This window comes from Polaribacter ponticola, assembly GCF_026191475.2.
Classification (GTDB): Bacteria; Bacteroidota; Bacteroidia; order Flavobacteriales; family Flavobacteriaceae; genus Polaribacter; species Polaribacter ponticola.
Map to the genome: position 1 here is coordinate 832,435 of NZ_JAOSLC020000002.1, position 17,179 is coordinate 849,613.

At 27.5% G+C, this 17,179-nt stretch carries 15 protein-coding genes and 2 pseudogenes; 7 read left to right on the top strand and 10 right to left on the bottom strand.

Annotated features, from left to right (window positions below):
• Positions 1–16: 16 nt before the first annotated feature.
• From ccoS to N5A56_RS04300, 4 genes and pseudogenes are all read right to left on the bottom strand, one after another.
• Entirely contained in the window at positions 17–184 is a 168-nt protein-coding gene (gene ccoS, locus N5A56_RS04285; RefSeq protein ID WP_265726232.1) for a cbb3-type cytochrome oxidase assembly protein CcoS, read from the bottom strand.
• A gap of 211 nt (positions 185–395) precedes the next feature.
• Positions 396–2,069, bottom strand: coding sequence for an LVIVD repeat-containing protein (locus tag N5A56_RS04290; protein WP_265726231.1), 1,674 nt, complete (start codon positions 2,067–2,069; stop codon positions 396–398).
• Between the two features lie 700 nt (positions 2,070–2,769).
• A pseudogene (hemN, locus tag N5A56_RS04295) lies at positions 2,770–4,133 on the bottom strand (oxygen-independent coproporphyrinogen III oxidase).
• Between the two features lie 9 nt (positions 4,134–4,142).
• A pseudogene (locus N5A56_RS04300) lies at positions 4,143–6,505 on the bottom strand (heavy metal translocating P-type ATPase); the annotation flags it as partial.
• A gap of 103 nt (positions 6,506–6,608) precedes the next feature.
• Here N5A56_RS04300 and N5A56_RS04305 point away from each other — a divergent pair.
• The gene (locus N5A56_RS04305) at positions 6,609–7,295 is read left to right on the top strand and encodes a Crp/Fnr family transcriptional regulator (protein WP_265726230.1); all 687 of its coding nucleotides are present in this window, start codon (positions 6,609–6,611) and stop codon (positions 7,293–7,295) included.
• Here the strand turns inward: N5A56_RS04305 and N5A56_RS04310 are convergent.
• The 3 genes from N5A56_RS04310 to N5A56_RS04320 form a co-directional block, all read right to left on the bottom strand.
• Complete coding sequence (locus tag N5A56_RS04310; protein WP_265726229.1) at positions 7,292–7,999, bottom strand: LytR/AlgR family response regulator transcription factor; 708 nt, start codon at positions 7,997–7,999, stop codon at positions 7,292–7,294. The two genes, N5A56_RS04305 and N5A56_RS04310, sit on opposite strands and share 4 nt — an antisense overlap.
• Positions 7,996–8,682: a sensor histidine kinase gene (locus N5A56_RS04315; RefSeq protein WP_274270200.1), complete on the bottom strand. Its 687-nt coding sequence runs from the start codon at positions 8,680–8,682 to the stop codon at positions 7,996–7,998. Before N5A56_RS04315 ends, N5A56_RS04310 begins: the two co-directional genes overlap by 4 nt.
• 101 nt (positions 8,683–8,783) lie before the next feature.
• Complete coding sequence (locus tag N5A56_RS04320) at positions 8,784–9,119, bottom strand: hypothetical protein (RefSeq protein ID WP_274270201.1); 336 nt, start codon at positions 9,117–9,119, stop codon at positions 8,784–8,786.
• Positions 9,120–9,446: 327 nt separating this feature from the next.
• Here N5A56_RS04320 and N5A56_RS04325 point away from each other — a divergent pair, with 327 nt between their 5' ends.
• The 6 genes from N5A56_RS04325 to N5A56_RS04350 all read left to right on the top strand — a co-directional run bounded on the left by N5A56_RS04325 (position 9,447) and on the right by N5A56_RS04350 (position 15,305).
• Positions 9,447–10,367, top strand: coding sequence for a S41 family peptidase (locus N5A56_RS04325; protein ID WP_274270202.1), 921 nt, complete (start codon positions 9,447–9,449; stop codon positions 10,365–10,367).
• A 68-nt stretch (positions 10,368–10,435) separates the two neighbouring features.
• Positions 10,436–10,558: a hypothetical protein gene (locus tag N5A56_RS04330; RefSeq protein ID WP_274270203.1), complete on the top strand. Its 123-nt coding sequence runs from the start codon at positions 10,436–10,438 to the stop codon at positions 10,556–10,558.
• Between the two features lies 1 nt (position 10,559).
• On the top strand, positions 10,560–11,603 hold the full coding sequence (locus N5A56_RS04335; protein WP_265726225.1) for a WD40 repeat domain-containing protein: 1,044 nt from the start codon (positions 10,560–10,562) through the stop codon (positions 11,601–11,603).
• 164 nt (positions 11,604–11,767) lie between these two features.
• On the top strand, positions 11,768–12,961 hold the full coding sequence (locus N5A56_RS04340) for an alpha/beta hydrolase (RefSeq protein WP_274270204.1): 1,194 nt from the start codon (positions 11,768–11,770) through the stop codon (positions 12,959–12,961).
• Positions 12,962–13,043: 82 nt separating this feature from the next.
• Entirely contained in the window at positions 13,044–14,174 is a 1,131-nt protein-coding gene (locus N5A56_RS04345; protein ID WP_274270205.1) for an alpha/beta hydrolase-fold protein, read from the top strand.
• 114 nt (positions 14,175–14,288) lie between these two features.
• On the top strand, positions 14,289–15,305 hold the full coding sequence (locus tag N5A56_RS04350) for an alpha/beta hydrolase (protein WP_274270232.1): 1,017 nt from the start codon (positions 14,289–14,291) through the stop codon (positions 15,303–15,305).
• A 26-nt stretch (positions 15,306–15,331) separates the two neighbouring features.
• On the opposite strand, the gene N5A56_RS04355 is transcribed toward N5A56_RS04350, so the two are convergent.
• From N5A56_RS04355 to N5A56_RS04365, 3 genes are all read right to left on the bottom strand, one after another.
• Complete coding sequence (locus N5A56_RS04355) at positions 15,332–16,036, bottom strand: LytR/AlgR family response regulator transcription factor (RefSeq protein WP_265726222.1); 705 nt, start codon at positions 16,034–16,036, stop codon at positions 15,332–15,334.
• Entirely contained in the window at positions 16,029–16,589 is a 561-nt protein-coding gene (locus N5A56_RS04360; RefSeq protein ID WP_265726221.1) for a sensor histidine kinase, read from the bottom strand. Before N5A56_RS04360 ends, N5A56_RS04355 begins: the two co-directional genes overlap by 8 nt.
• A gap of 197 nt (positions 16,590–16,786) precedes the next feature.
• Positions 16,787–17,155, bottom strand: a complete 369-nt coding sequence (locus N5A56_RS04365; protein WP_274270206.1) for a hypothetical protein — start codon at positions 17,153–17,155, stop codon at positions 16,787–16,789.
• Between the last annotated feature and the right edge of the window lie 24 nt (positions 17,156–17,179).

The window sequence follows — 17,179 nt, forward strand, 5'->3', positions numbered from 1 at the left end:
TTTAATATTTAAAAGTCTAATTAATTTTCTTATTCTCTTTTACAAGTTCATCATCAAACAGCATTCTAACAGAAGGTGTATATGAATCATCATACTGTCCTTTCTTTACTGAATAAATAAATGCGATAAAGAATACAATTGCCACTAAAATACTTAGTGTTAGTAGTAGGTATATTACGCTCATATCTTGCCTGATAATTTGATAGGTCAAAAATAATTATGATGCACTTCTTAAAATATGACTTTTATCATGTTTCTAAGACTTTTAAAAAATAGTGTTAAATTAAACCCAATTCGTTTTATTTTTTAAAAAGTTTAAAAAACAAAAAAAGGATTAAACTCTTAGAGTTTAATCCTTTTTTAACTTCTAATTAAATAGAAGTTTATATACTTATTTATAACTTATTAAATGTATCTGTATAGTCTCCTTTAATTGTTACATTACCATTTTTAATTACATCACCATAAATAGTTACACTAGAACCAGAGCCTAAAAACTCAATTGTTGCACCGTCATTAAGAATCATGTTTCCATAAATAACCATACTACCTTCTATATAAAAAGTTGCATTGTTATTAATATTGAAAGAATTCCATTTGTTATGCACACTTCCTTGTACTATAGAACCACTCATATAAAAGTTACCTCCACTATTAATATTTAAACCATTTCTAACTGCTAAAGAACCACAAAAAGTTAAATCATCATTTACATTTAAACCATTTAAACTTGCAGAACCGCTATATGATTGAGGATTGTTGGAATTAACATTTAACCAAGAAGTACCTGTATAGATAGGCAAACCTGTACAAATAATATCGGTTCCAGAAGAATTCGAATCATCTTCAACAACTTTTAAAATTTTAAACCCTCCATTTCCGCTAGCTACAAAAACGTAACCATCTTTACTTTTCACATAATTACTAGAGCCATTTATATCTAAAGTTCCTGTTTTAGAAATATTTGAAATTCCATCTTTTAAATCATGAACTGCAATTCCTGCGGCACCATTTGCCAAAAATATATGGTCATTAGTAACTGTAACTGCATTAGTTACAACTTCGTTTTGATCTATATTTACATCTGTAACTTCTGGTAAATCTATAGTTGCAGAATTATTACCACTATCTAAATTATAAAATTCTAATCCCTTTTTTCCTTCAGCAACTAATACGTTATTATCATAGAAATCAATAGTTCTTTTAGATTCAACTATATCTTGACTTGTTGAAAAACTTTTAACTGCATTTAAGTTATTAGAATCATACACATGAATACCTTCTGTACCACTTAAAACAATTATTTTATTATTATATTCTCCTATAGCTCTTAAATCGTTTAATGGTATACTTTTAATTATATTATTTGAGTTTAAATCGTATTTAGATAAATCTCCATTGTCTCCAGAAACACTATATATACCATTTGAGTTTGCAATTACATCTGTAGCTACATAACTAGAAACATCTATTAAACTTATATTTTCGGTAGGTAAACCTCCTTGTAATTCCATTTTTATAACAACAGCCGGATTACTTTCATCTACATCATTAGAATTTGTAGCTCCAGCAATAAATAGAGAATTATTATAGTAACTTATAGAACTTATATCTGTATTTGGTAAAATAGCTTGCAATTCTATTACAGGTGCTGTAGGATCTGCAATATTGATAATATCTATTCCTCCAAGATAAGTACTCCCTTCAACATTATAAGAAACATAAGCATAATCACCATTTATAGCAACATGCGTAGCTCTAAGGGTAACACCTTCATGCACAGGCGCAGAAACTTCTGCAATTAATACCATAGGGATATTACTTGCTACATCAGTAACAGCATTTTTAGACATTACAGCTGTATTTGCACTGCCTGGATCTTCTTTTGGAGCTTCTTTAATTCCTATAACACCTAAGTTACCTTCGTTAAGTCTATGTGATAGATTAGAATTATTTAAAATTACTTTTGATTCTTGAACTTGTTCTTCAATATCACTAGTTTTTGGAGAACTACAACTAATTACAAAAACAAATAGTGATAAAAGAGAAATTGATATATTTTTTTTCATGGCTAGATAAATTTAAATTGCACTCCTTTACATTTCTAAAATAGATTATTTTAAAAAGTTAATAAGGAACAGTATTAAAGCACGGTTTTTTGTTTTATTTACTAAATCAAAATATAAGTGCTTCTATAAAAAAACAAAACTTATAAGTAGAATTATAAATATTAGAAAAGGACCATAGGGATTGGTATTTTCTTCTTCGTTTAGTTCTGTATTTGTGTTATGTGTTTGGGGGAAATTCATTTTTAAATTGATTTTTTAATAATTTCGACAAGATTTCTTTTTATTTACACTTCACTAAATTAATAGTATAAAAACGAATCGAATAAAGTGATTGTGATACTAAAGAATATGAAATCTTGTTGAAAAAGTTAAATGTTTAGTTACATTTTGGCCATGCCAGAAAAACAATAGACTAAAGTAGCCAATGATGTTTTAAATACCCAGAAAAGGGTTTTTACTAATTTAACAGATAAATTGCTTTTTACTCTTTTTAAATCGAAGTTGATGCTCTTAAATTTCATAATGGGGGGTGTATAAAATTAAATATTAAAATGTTTGCTATTAAATAGCGCTGTAATTATATGACTAATATATGAATTCTTTTTTAAATAACAAGTACCTATTTATTATTTAACCCAATAATTAAGTCAATTTTAACAATTTCGCAACAAAAACACCAAAACACTAACATTAACGCAACCTAAATTGTCATTGAAAACAATTTTTTATCATTATTTTTTTTAATCAACTTCTTATCAAAAGCCATACATATATTTCTAACAAAAGGTCTCGCTTTTTCTGGCACTGATAATGAGTTTTCATCAATAATTACCAAGCCATCATTTTTTAATTCTTCTAATAACAATAAATGATGTTCAATATTTTTAATTTTTGTTCCTTCTTTATCCCATGACGTATAAAAGTTACACATAATGTTTAAAATATGTTTTCTGATAATTTTATCTTCTCCGGATAAAATATGTCCTCTAAAAACAGGAATTACCCCAGAATTTACAATCTTTTGATATTCTTTTACCGTTTTTACATTTTGAGCAAATCCGTACCAAGAATCTGAAATTGCAGACATTCCTAAGCCAATCATTAATTGAGTTTTGTTAGAAGTGTAGCCCATAAAATTTCTATGTAAAGTTTTATCTACAGTAGCTTTATATAAACTATCTGTTTTTAATGCAAAATGATCCATACCAATTTCTTCGTAACCCAACTCTGAAAAAAGGTCTTTCCCTATTTCATATAATTCTCTTTTTTCATCATTTTTTGGCAAATTTTTTTCATTAAAGCCTCTTTGACCCACACCTTTAATCCAAGGAACATGCGCATAACTATAAAAAGAAATTCTGTCTGGCTGTAATTCTTTTGTTTTATTAATACTATAAATTACATTCTCTTTTGTTTGAAATGGCAATCCAAAAATTAAATCGTGACTAATAGATGTATAACCAATTTCTCTAGCCCAATTAGTTACATTCCTTACAGCTTCAAAAGGCTGAATTCTATGTATCGCTTCTTGAACTTTCTGATTATAATCTTGTACACCAAAACTAACTCTAGTAAAACCTACATTATATAAAGTCTGTAATTGTTCTTTTGTGGTGTTATTTGGATGCCCTTCGAAACTAAATTCTGATTCTGTGTGTTTAATTGCTTTTTCTAATAATCCATCAATTAGAAATTTTAAATTTTCTTTAGAAAAAAAGTAGGAGTTCCGCCTCCTAAATGCAGTTCTTTAATTATTGGTTTCTCGCCTATTAAATTTGTATATAAATTCCACTCTTTTAATACCGTTTTTATATACTCCTCCTCTACTTCATGGCGTTTAGTTATATGTTTATGGCAAGCACAAAACGTGCATAAACTCTCGCAAAAAGGTAAATGAATATATAAACTAATCCCTTCTGAATAGTTACTTTCTATAAACGAATCTTTAAAAGTTTGAATCCATTTTTCTCTTGTAAAAGTATCTGTATCCCAAAAAGGAACAGTAGGATAACTTGTATATCTTGGTCCTGGAATATTATATTTTGTGATTAAAGACTTCATAATTAGTTTAATTTTTTCTAATAAATTAGTTGAAATAGTTGTAAAAACAACAATACTGATAGAACTTAACGGCATTAAAATTGCAGCTATAACAGGCATTAACTGACCTGATATAGCAAAATATAATCCAATAGCATTATAACAGATTGATAATAAAAAAGCTTGCTTTATTATATTAATTCCTTTTTTAGATATTATTAAGTAGTCTTCAATTTTATGAAATTGAGAAGCATCTAAAATAGCATCACAAGCAGGCGAAAAAACATTAATGTTTTCTGACAAAGCAACACCAACATCACTTTTTGCTAATGCGCCTGCATCATTTAAACCATCACCAATCATCATTACTTTTTTACTATCTTTTTGAAAACTAGCTACAACATCCAATTTATCTTCTGGTTTTTTACGGAATAACAGTTTGGTTTCTCTTGGTAAATTTTCTAGTAAGTATTTTTTTCTCCTTCATTATCTCCAGACACAACAGCTAAATCATAATTACTTTTTAAGGAATTAAAAAGCGATTTAACTGCTTTTCTATATGAATTCTTAAAAGTAAATTTTCCTTTATAAACATTATTAAAACTAATATGCACAGCTGTATCTAAAGAAACTAATTCATCATCTTTTTTTACAAAATTTGCTGCTCCTAATTTTAAATAATTTCCATTATATTCTACCTCAATCCCTTTACCTATTACTTCGTTATAATTAGAAACAGTAAGTACATCAGCATCTAAAAAAAGATTATACAATGTTCTACTTAAAGGATGATTAGAAGCTCTTAACGCGCTTTTTAAAATACTTTCTTCAAGTTTATTTAAAGCAGCACCTTTATAGGAAATTGTACTTTCTTTATTGGTAGTTAATGTACCCGTTTTATCAAAAATTATAGAATCTATACTTGCCATTTGCTCAATAACCGTGGCATTTTTTAAATAGAATTTTTTCTTACCAAAAATGCGCAATAGGTTTCCTAAAGTAAAAGGAGCTGCCAATGCAATAGCACAAGGACAAGCGATAATTAATACCGCAGTAAAAACATTTAAAGCTTTAGTTGCATCATAAAAAAACCAAAATACTGTAGATAGAATAGCAATTGATAAAACTAAAATTGTAAAATTCTTACTTATTTTATCTGTTAGCGTTTTAAAAGATGAAGATTTGTCTTTTTTAAAAACATCATTACTCCAAAGTTGCGTTAAATAACTTTGAGAAACCGAAGACAATACTTCCATTTCTAAAATACCAGCAAGTTGCTTTCCTCCTGCAAATAATTTATCTCCAGATTTTTTAGAAACCGGTTCTGCTTCCCCCGTAACAAAACTATAATCTATTTGTGCATTTCCGTTAATAAGTATACCATCTACAGGTATTAATTCTTCATTTCTAATTAATAATCTATCTCCTTTTTTAACATCATATATTTCTACATTTTCTTCTTTTTGATCAGTAGTTATTCTGGTTACCGCAATTGGAAAATAAGATTTATAATCTCGCTCAAAAGACAAAAAATTATAGGTCTTTTGCTGAAAAAACTTACCTAAGAGAAGAAAGAAAACCAAACCAGTTAAACTATCAAAAAAACCGGTGCCTAAATCAAACAAAACCTCTACAGTACTTCTTATAAATAAAACAGAAATTCCTAATGCAATAGGCACATCAATATTTAAAATTTTAGAACGAAAACCTTTAAAAGCTGATATAAAATAATCTTTAGCCGAATAAAAAACGACTGGTAATGAGAAGAAAAGCATTAACCATCTAAAAATGTTTTTATATTGATCTAACCAAAATCCAGAAACCTCAAAATATTCTGGAAATGATAAAAACATTACGTTTCCGAAAGCAAAACCAGCTATACCTAACTTATAAATTAAACTTCTATCTACTTTCTTTTTTCCGCTAGAATAATCTTCTAAACTAATATAAGGTTCGTAACCAATTGAACTTAATAAAAGTACAATTTCTTTAAGCGTAATAATTTCAGAATTATAAGAAATTCTTACTGTTTTCTTAGGAAAATCTACTTGCGAACTAACAATTTTGGTATTTAGTTTGTGTAAATTTTCTAAAACCCAAATACAAGAACTACAGTGAATATGCGGAATATATAATGTAATTATTTGTGTATTACCATCGTTAAAATCTAACAACTTTTCTATGATATCTTTATGCTCTAAAAAATCATATTTACCTTGTATTTCAGTTGGTATTGCTCCAGGATTTTCTTGAAAATCGTAATAACATGTTAAATCATTTTCAGAGAAAATTTCATATACAGTTTTACATCCATTACAACAGAAAGATTTTTCATCAACCTGAATTACAGAATCGTTACAAGAATCTCCACAGTGATAACATTGTGTAGTTTTCATATTTACTCGTTTGCCTACTGCAAATTAAAAACATTAGTTCTCTTTAAAATATGATATTTGTCAGCTTTTCAATATATTTGAACTACCCAAACAAATCAGAAATATGAACAAATGTTCTCAATGCATTGTACGTCAATTTAGTTCTTTAAAGCATCTTACTAAGGAAGAATTGCTACGCGTTTCTGCTTGTAAAACCTCTAAAATTATTAAAAAAGGAGAATTTTTGTTTGAAGAAGGAGAACATATTAATGGGGTTTTTTGCATTAAAGATGGGGTTTGTAAAGTTTCTAAGATGAGTGAAAATGGTAAAAATCAGATTATTAATTTAATTAACCATGGAAATATAATTGGTGAAAGAAGTTTAATTTCTAACGAAGTATCTAACTTAAGTGCAATTGCATTAAATGATATGACGGTCTGTTTTATTCCAAAAGATGAAATTATGAGAGATTTACAAATGAATGCAGCTTTTTCTTTAGATGTTTTAAAAACAATGGCTACCTCTTTAAAAAGTGCTGATAATTTAATTGTAGATATGGCACAGAAAAGTGTTAAACAACGTTTGGCAGAATCTCTTTTAAATTTAAAAGAAAAATTTGGTACTTCGAGCCAAGGTGTTATAGATATTCATCTTTCTAGAGAAGATATTGCTAACATTATTGGAACAGCAACAGAATCTGCAATTCGTTTACTTTCTGAACTTAAAAAGAAAGGTATTATTGAGTTTAAAGGTAAAGATATTGCTATTTTAAATGATCAGGAATTAGAAAAAATAGCACACGGTTTTTAACGTAACAACTTATTTACTTTTGTTTTATACGTTTGTCCAATAGGAATTTTATGTTCGTTGATATGAATTCTATTCCCTTCTATCTGCTGAATTTTATTCTTTGAAACTATAAACGATTTGTGAGTTCGTATAAAAGTATTTGGCAAAGAGGCCTCAAAAGAGGATATTTTATCATTAGATAAAATCATTTTGTCTTTTAAATAAACTTTACAATAATGACCATAAGCTTCTATAAACAAAATGTTACTAAAATGAACTTGATGGTGTTTTTTATCACTCTTAATATAAATACTATCGGCTTCTATAATAGAATCTGTGATTGCTATATTTTGAGTTAATGTTTGCTTGTTATTTAAATTTACAATAGTCTTATTTATTGCTTTTACAAAACGTTGAAAACTAAAAGGCTTTAAGAGGTAGTCAGAAATATCTAGTTCATACCCTTCTAAAGCAAACTCTTTATATGCAGTAGTTACAATGATTTTTGGTGGATTAGTAAGAGTTTTTAAAAAATCGAAACCCGATAATTTTGGCATGTTTATATCTAAAAACAGTAAATCTACTTTTTCTTCATTTAAAAACTGCATTGCTTCAAAAGCATTAAAACAATTTCCACTTTTTATTAAGTGTGGTAAATCATCACAATATTTTTCAATAATTCTATGTGCTATTGGTTCGTCATCAATAATTAAATAATGTGTCATTTTGTGTCAATTTTTATAGTTAATCTATATACAGATTCACTTTTATTTATTTTAATTTGATGCTTCTTTGGATACAATAACTTTAAACGTTGTTTTAAGTTTTCTAAACCGATTCCTATTTTAGGGTTTGTTTCTAACTGTTCGTAATTGTTTTCTATTTCGAAAAGAATAATTTCATTTTCTGTTGAAATATGTACATGTATAAATGCATTTTCAGTTAGTTTTTCTACACCATGTTTAAAAGCGTTTTCTAATGCTATTATATATAACAATGGAGCTATTTTATATTCTGAAACATTATTAAAATGAAATTGAATGTCTACCTTTTTTTGATATCTAATTTTATGCAGTTCTATATAATTTTGCAAATATTCAATTTCATCCTTTAAAGAAACAAAATCTTCTTTTCCCATGTATATGGTATAACGCATCATGTCTGATAATTTTAAAACAACATTTGGTGCATCGTCTGATTTTTCTACAGTTAAACCATATAAGTTGTTTAAAGTGTTAAAGAAAAAATGTGGATTTATCTGACTTTTTAAGAGTGATAATTCAGCCTTCGTTTTTTTAGATTCTATGGTCTTTAACCATTTCCATTGCTGAAAAAACCAACCAAGAATTAACACTAAAAAAGGAACCGTTAGAATTATTTTTATCTCTTTTTCTTGTTGTAAATACACATTTAAATCATCTATATATACTCTTATATATAAGAAATAACCAATACTTAAAGCATAAAATACAATAACAAAAAGCGCATATTTTTTAAAGAATCTTGTTGCTATAATAGAAAAAAAGCTAAACCCGTTGTAATAATTCCGATAAATGTAATTGGGTTATCTACTACACCTTCATTAATATCATTAATAATAACTAGAATAAAAAGCAGTATAATAGTTCCTAGTTTTAAAGTAATAGAAAGATGTTTTTTAAAGAAAGGAAAATAAAAAATTGGTAATGAAAATAACATCCAATAAAAGAAAAAACTTAATGTATTAGATAAATACTCAGAATTATCAATATAAATAAAATCGAAACTGGTTAATACAATAACTATAACCCTAAAGATTATTAATCCGTAAATGAATGCGCTGTATTTTTTAAAAAATAATTTCACTTGGTAAAGCTAATCATAATCGAATAATTATAAAACCATTTTACATCAACAAATAAAAACCACTCATAAACTGGTAAAAATTACACTTAAACTAGTTTATACTTAAAGAAATATTGTTTAAGTATAGAATAAGACACTACATGAATTATAATTTATTTAAGATTGAATAGATTTTAAGTTTGCATAGAATTTAAAATTAATACAAAATGAAAAAATATGTTTTAGCCATTGCTTTTGCAATTACAACGGTGATAAATGTAACATCACAAAACAAAGAAATAACTAAAAAAGAAAAAAGTTATTCTTAAACTCGTCTCAGAAAAATTAATGGACTCTTATATAAATTTAGATTTAGCAAAGAAGATGTCTTCAGAAATAAACTCTAATTCAAAAAAATATAAATCTATTACCAATCCAAAAGAGTTCTCTAAAGTACTTACTAAAGACTTACAAAAAATAAGTAAAGACTTACATTTAAAAGTAAATTTTGAACCTAAAAGAATTGCGCAAAACAAACGCGTAATGCCAAAAAAAGTGAAACTAAAAAGAGAACAGATGATGGCTATGAAAATGGCAGAAATCAATTATGGTTTTACAGAAACAAAAGTATTAAATGGTAATATTGGTTATATAAATTTACGCATGTTTGCAGATACTAAATACGCAAAAGAAACTGCTACTGCTGCAATGAATTTTTTAAGCAACACCAATGCAATTATAATTGATTTAAGAACAAACGGTGGTGGAGTTCCTAACATGATGCAATTATTATCTAGTTATTTCACAGATAAAAAACCTGTTCTGCTTAGCAACTTTTATGAGCGTAAAACAAAAAACAAAACGCAATTATTTACTTTAGAAAACATAAACGGAAAAAGAAGAACAAATACACCTTTATATATTTTAACTAGTAAAAGAACCTTTTCTGCAGCTGAAGCTTTTACATATACATTAAAGCATTTAGACAAAGCAATTGTAGTTGGAGAAAAAACAAGAGGTGGGGCAAATAGAACTAAAAGAGTAAACATAAACGATAATTTTACTATTTCTGTTCCATATATAGAAGCAACACATCCTGTTACTAAAACAAATTGGGAAGGAATAGGCGTTCAACCAGATATTAGTACAAGTAAGAACGACGCCTTTATTATTGCGTATATTGATGCAATCAAAAAAACAGTAAAACGAAATAAAGGTAAAGTTTTAAATGGAATTGGATATTCATTTTTACAAGAAAAAAATAAATAATGCTCTAAAAGTGTTTCAAGAAAACGCAAAATTATTTCCTAATGACGCTAATTCTTGGGATAGCTTAGGTGAAGCTTTTTTATAAAAAAGATAAAGAAAATGCATTAAAAGCATACAAAAAAGCATTAGAATTAGATGATTCATCAAAATCAGCAAAAAAGATGATTCAAAAATTAGAAAGTATTAAATAGTATGAAAAATAAGTTTTTAATAATTGGGATTGTAATTATTATAAGTCTTTTGGTTTTAATGTCTTTACAGCTTTTTGTTCAGCCAAAGATCGTTGAAGGAAATCATATAGAATTAAAAGATACATTTACACATCATACCAATGAGGTTTGGGAAGTAAAATTTAGTCCAAACGATTCTTTAATGATAAGTGGCGGAATTGAACCAAACGCTAAAATTTGGTCTAGAGTTACAGGTGAAGTTCTACATCAATTACCTCACGAAATAGGAACTCCTGCCGTAGATTTTAGTTCAACAGGAAAAGTAGTAGCAACAGGTGCATATGATGGAAACGTTAGAATTTGGGACGTTAAAACAGGAGTTTTATTAAAAAAGTTAACCAGAAATGAAGGCACAATTTGGTCTGTAAATTTTAGTCCCGATGGAAAGTTAATTGCTGCTGGTGGAAATGATGATAAAGTTTCTATCTGGAATGTAAATACAGGGAAACTGATTTATGAATTTAACGATTCTCAGGAAAATATTTGGGAAGTTGTTTTTAATCCAACAGGAGAATTATTATTATCATCTGGAAGTGATAATGCAATTAGAGTTTACGATGTACATTCTGGAAAATTGCTTCAAACGATTTTAGGACATTCTATGGTGCCATTGTCAATGAGTTTTAGTCCAAACGGAAAATTATTAGCAAGTGCAGGAGATGACAAAACAGTTAAAATTTGGGATACTTCTAATTGGAAATTACTACATACTTTAAAAGGAGATAATCAGGCAATTCATTCGGTTTTGTTTGTTGATAATGAGAGAGTAATAGCAGGCGGAACAGACAAATCGATGATTGGAGAATTGTTAGAATATCATTTCAAATTTAATGGTATTGTAAAACCAATTGTAGCAACTTTATGGGATGTTAAAAATGAAAAAATTCTACAAACTATTTCTAATCATACGAATGATATTGGTTTAGGAATGGACATCAGTTCTGACGGAAAACTAATAGCAACTCCGAGTAAAGACAAAACTGTTAAAATTTGGAATATTAAATAATTACCTGTTTAATTCTTACTAAATAACTATCTATAGACTTTTAACAGTTCTTTATCTAAGTTTATGAGCATGCATGTGTTTTTTAATTCATATTTGCACAACAAATTAAATTATAAATTGATGATTAAAAAAATTGCTCTCAACTTATTTTTTTAAGTTATGTTGTGTCAATAAATGCGCAAACAAAAGGAGCTCCAGTTACAATTGGTGACAACTATGTAATTAATTCTAAAGTATTAAATCAAGAAAGAGAAATTCAGGTTCATTTACCTAGTAATTATAAAGATTCAATAACAAAACAATACCCCGTTTTATATGTAGTTGACGGTCAAGATTACTTTAACCCAGCAGTATCTTTTCAACAAATGATTGCTAAAAGAGGCATTGTTCCTCAGATGATAATTATAGGTATAAAAACAGATATTGTTAAAAGAAGAATTTTATTTGATAAAAACAAAGGAGCAACAAATTTTATAAATTTCTTAGAGAATGAGTTAATTCCATTTATCGATAAGAACTACAGAACAAGTAAAGAAAAAGAGCGTTTGTTTTTTGGGTGGGAAATGGCTGGTGGAATAGGAATAGAAACTATTGCTGAAAAACCAAGCTTATTTAGTGGTTATATTATTCCTAGTGCCACAAATATTAGAGGATCAAGAGTTGATTCTGTTGAAAAATACCTTAAAAACCTAAAGAAAGCAAAAACTCCATTTTTATTGATGACGTCAGCACCAGATGAAAGTTGGTTAAATGATAATCAAAAACTACAAGGATTCTTTAATAAGGAAACTTATCATAATTTAAACTGGAGGTTTTCAATTTTAAACAGAGAAAAACATCATACAACTCCTTTTAAGACGATTAACGAAGGAATCATTGATTATTTTCATAATTACACACCTGTTACTTTTAGAACTTTAAAAGAGTATGAAAATTTTGGTGGCGTAGAAGGATTAAAATCATTTTATAAAAAAAGAGGAGAACGTTTTGGTATTTCGACAGACATTGATGAAGTTTCTAAAATGTTTATACTTTACAATGCAGTTGTAGAAAACAATTACGAAAGATTTATTTATTACGAAAAAGCTTTTGAAGGACATATTGAAAAAAGCTTGAATGCCAGTTGGTTTCACAGATATGGAGGTTTTTACCTAAAGCATAAAAACTTGAAAGAAGCATTATATGTATACAAATATGGACTTCAAAAACTTGGCGATTCAAAACTATTATATAGAGGTTTAGGGGATGTGTATTCTAGAATGAATAAAAAAAGCAAAGCGAAAAAAGCCTACAAAAAAGCACTGAAGATAGATCCAAAATATAAACAAGCTATAGAAGGGTTGAATAGATTACAGTAATTGATTTATAGCTTTGTCTATTGTTATCGGATTTCAATATGCTGTAAATAACTGTAAGTCGAAATTATAGAATAATATTAAAATGCAAAAAAAACAAATAATTCTAAGCATACTTTTTTTAAGCCTGTTTCTTTCTATTACTGCGCAAGTAAAAGAAGCCGGAAATATTATTATAGGTAAAAAGTTTACAATTCAATCTAAAATATTGAATACAACGAATGATATTCAAGTTTACCTACCAAATAGTTACTCAACTTCTAAAGAAAAATACCCCGTTTTATATCTTCTAGACGGACAACGATTTTTTACAAATGCGGTTGCCATACAAAAATCATTGAGAAGCCCAATTGCGCTTCCAGAAATGATCGTTGTAGGTATTAACAGTAAAAGAACTACAAGAAGACCTTTGTTTGGTGATAGAAAAAAGTATACTTCTTTCTTAAAAAATGATATAATTCAATTTATCGATTCAAACTATAGAACCAATAAAGAACGTGTTATTTTTGGGTGGGAAGCAGCAGCGTATTATATAAGCAAAATGATATTGCAAGAGCAAAACTTATTTTCTGGTGCAATAGTTTCTGATGGTGGATTAGCTTCGGAAAAAATTATCAAAGAATTTCAATCTGATAAAGAGATTTATCTATACATAGCCAACTCTAAAAAGGATATTTATTACGTAAAATCAACAGAAAAATTTAGTGAGAGGCTAAAACAAATCAATCCTAAAAATTTACGTTGGAAATACGAATTATTTAATGATGAAGTTCATCAATCATTACCACAATTATCTCTTTACAAAGGACTTAGATATTACTATCATAATTATGACGCATTAGTTTTTGAAAACATTTCTGCTTATGAAAAAGCTGGAGGAATTACCTATTTAAAATCGTTTTATAAAGAAAGAGCAAAACGTTTTGGTGGAGATGAAAAAATTGCTGAGAGTACAAAAAACTCTTTAATTTGGTTAGCAAGAGATCATGATAACTTTAAATATTTCAGTTTTTTTATGGAAGAATTTAAAGACGTTTTAAAAACCAAAAGATATGCATCTGCATCTTGGCAATATAGATTAGGGCAATTTTATTTAAAACATAAAAATTATAAGAATGCCATTAAGTTTTTTGAAGCTGGACTTTCAAAATACCCAAATACTAATTTTGAAATACGAATGAAAAAAGGATTAAAAGAAGCAAAAAGTAAAATATAATGAAGCAAAAAACAGTCATTTTCATATTCTTTTTTTGCATCTCAATTCAGTTATTTTTCGCAGAATAAAGCTTCTAATTTTGTTGTTGGAGAAACAATTAATTTAAGTTCACAAATCTTAAATCAAGAAAGAGAAATACAAATTTATTTACCAGAAGGTTACAAAACATCTAAAGAAAAATGCCCAGTGATTTATGTTTTTGATAGTCAGAAGTATTTTTTAAATGCGATTGCTTATCAACAAAACTTAAGGTTTCAAAAAGAAACACCTGGATTTATAGTTGTAGGAATTAAAACTAACAACGCCGAAAGAAGAAAAATATACAATTCAGAATCTACAAAATTTAGCAATTATTTAGAGAAAGAGTTAATTCCGTTTATCGATTCAAAATATAGAACATTACCAACTGAACGTGTCTTTTTTGGTTGGCAAAGAGCTGCTGCTTTTGGTATAGAAATACTGGCTTCTAAACCAAATTTATTTAAAGGATACTTTATAGCAAGTCCAACTTTTTTAACAGCTAAACGAGTTGCTAATATTGAAAACCTTTTAGACAGATCTTCTAAATTAGACAATTACCTATATTTTACACTTGGAGATGTTGAAGCATGGTCTTTAGACAATACAAATGCATTGGCTGAAATATTAAAAAAGAAAGCGAACAAAAAAATGAATTGGAAATACGAGTTATTTACTAATGAAAACCATTATTCAACAACTATTGTAACAATGAATAATGGACTGAAAACCTTTTTTAAAGATTATGCGCCTATAAGATATTATAGTTTAAAAAATTATACAAAAGATGGTGGCATTGAAGGATTAAAGCAATTATTTAAATCAAGAGGAAAACGTTATCAAATCTCAACAAGCATTCATGAAAATACAAAAAGATATTTATTCTTATTAGCAGTTAAAGAAAATGATTTCAAAATATTTACTGAATTAGATACTGCCTTTCCAGGCTTTCTAACTTCATTTTCTAGAGATAATATGCTTGAACGATTTGGTCAATTTTATGTAAAACATAAAGCATATAAAAAAGCGATTGACTATTATAAAACAGGTATTCAAAAATTTCCTTCATCAAAAATATTAAAAGAAAAACTAAAAGAAATTCAAGGTTTTTAGTTTGTTCTAAATAAAAAGAAATCTAATTAAGAATTCAAAAGCTCATTTACACGGCTTTTATAGGTTTGTCCAATAGAAATTTTATGCTCATTTATTAAAATACGATTCCCTTCAATAAACTTAATTTTATCAATAGCAACAATAAAAGATTTATGAACTCTTAAGAAGTTTCCATCCGTTAAAATAGCTTCATAATGTGATATTTTTTCGTGACTTACAATCATTTCATCATTTAAAAACAGCTTAGTGTAATTTCCGTAAGCTTCGATGTACAATAAATCATTTAAGTCTATTTGATGGTGCTTTTTATCTCCTTTTACAAAAAACCTAGTTGAGGTTTCTTCTGAATTTGAAACCTCTTTTATAATTGTTTTTGAAGATTCTTTTTCTGAAACTTTGTTTACTGCTTTTACTAAACGATTAAAACTAAATGGTTTTAAAATATAATCTACAACATTTAATTCAAAACCTTCTAAAGCGTGTTCTTTATAGGCTGTGGTAATAATTGTTTTTGGCGGATTGGTTAATGTTTTTAAAAAATCTAGACCTCGTAATTTTGGCATATTGATGTCTAAAAACATAAAATCGATTGTGTTTTCATTTAAAAATTGCATAGCTTCCATAGCGTTGTAGCAATTTTTTTCTAATTGAACGTGTGGTAACATATTACAGAACTCTTCAATAATTTCGTGCGCTAAAGGCTCATCATCTATAATTATATATTTAAGCATTTTTTGAAATTTTTAACGTTGTTTTATAGATGTTTTGTGTAATGTTCGTTTTTATCTCGTGGTTGTTTTTATATAATAAAGATAATCTTTTCTTTAGGTTTTTTAAGCCAATTCCGCTTAACTCACTTTTTTCTTTAGCATCAAAATTGTTTTCTATATCAAAATAAATAGCATTGTCTTTTTCATACAAATTTATGTGAATATAAGCGTTTTCTGAAAGCGAATCGATACCGTGTTTAAAAGCATTTTCTAAAAGATTTATATATAATAATGGTGCAATAGTTAAATTGGTATCTATTGTGTGATTAAATATAATTTCTACTGATTTTTTATAACGTATTTTGTGTAATTCTATATAGTTTTTTAAATATTCAATTTCATCAGCAATTTTCACCTTCTCTTTTTCACCTTCATAAATAGTATAACGCATCATATCCGATAATTTTAAAATAACCTCTGGCGCTTGCTTAGAGTTTTTAATGGTTAAAGCGTATAAATTATTGAGTGTGTTGAAGAAAAAATGCGGATTTATTTGCGCTCTTAACAAAGACAATTCAGCATTCGACTTTTCAGCTTTTAAGTTTTGTAACCATTTCCATTGTTCAAAAAGCCATAAGGCGAATAAGATAGGTATTGATATAAAGAAAACGGCAAAAGGAATTTTTTTGATTTCTAAGTAGGATTCTAAATCACCAGAAAAAAGCCTTAAATAGATGAAATAAATGAATAATGGAACATAAAAAACAGCGATTAACTTCCAATATTTTTAAAAAATTTGGGAGAAAGTAAATAAGCGGTTCCAACCCAAAAACCAATCAATAAAATAAAAGTAATTGGGTTATCTGGTAGTTGCATAAAAGTATCAATCGCTAATGCTACAAAAAATAAGACAAATAAAACTAGTACACTAAGTGCTGTTTTCTTATTTCTTTTTAAATACTTGTAATTATGTATAGGCAAAGCAATTACCAATCCCCAAATAAAGGCAAAAATGTATATACCAGATGCTTCTTTATCTGGTATAATAATTAACCCTAAATAGTCTAATAAATAGAATATTGGTATAATAATAGAAAATCCAAAAATAAAGGCTTTGTACTTTTTTAAAAACTGAATCATAGGTCAAAATTACTATTGTTAAAG

Coding starts and splice junctions, on each gene's coding strand:
- ccoS (WP_265726232.1), bottom strand. CDS start 184: ATGAGCGTAATATACCTACTACTAACACTAAGTATTTTAGTGGCAATT.
- N5A56_RS04290 (WP_265726231.1), bottom strand. CDS start 2,069: ATGAAAAAAAATATATCAATTTCTCTTTTATCACTATTTGTTTTTGTA.
- N5A56_RS04305 (WP_265726230.1), top strand. CDS start 6,609: ATGAACAAATGTTCTCAATGCATTGTACGTCAATTTAGTTCTTTAAAG.
- N5A56_RS04310 (WP_265726229.1), bottom strand. CDS start 7,999: ATGACACATTATTTAATTATTGATGACGAACCAATAGCACATAGAATT.
- N5A56_RS04325 (WP_274270202.1), top strand. CDS start 9,447: ATGGACTCTTATATAAATTTAGATTTAGCAAAGAAGATGTCTTCAGAA.
- N5A56_RS04335 (WP_265726225.1), top strand. CDS start 10,560: ATGAAAAATAAGTTTTTAATAATTGGGATTGTAATTATTATAAGTCTT.
- N5A56_RS04345 (WP_274270205.1), top strand. CDS start 13,044: ATGCAAAAAAAACAAATAATTCTAAGCATACTTTTTTTAAGCCTGTTT.
- N5A56_RS04355 (WP_265726222.1), bottom strand. CDS start 16,036: ATGCTTAAATATATAATTATAGATGATGAGCCTTTAGCGCACGAAATT.
- N5A56_RS04365 (WP_274270206.1), bottom strand. CDS start 17,155: ATGATTCAGTTTTTAAAAAAGTACAAAGCCTTTATTTTTGGATTTTCT.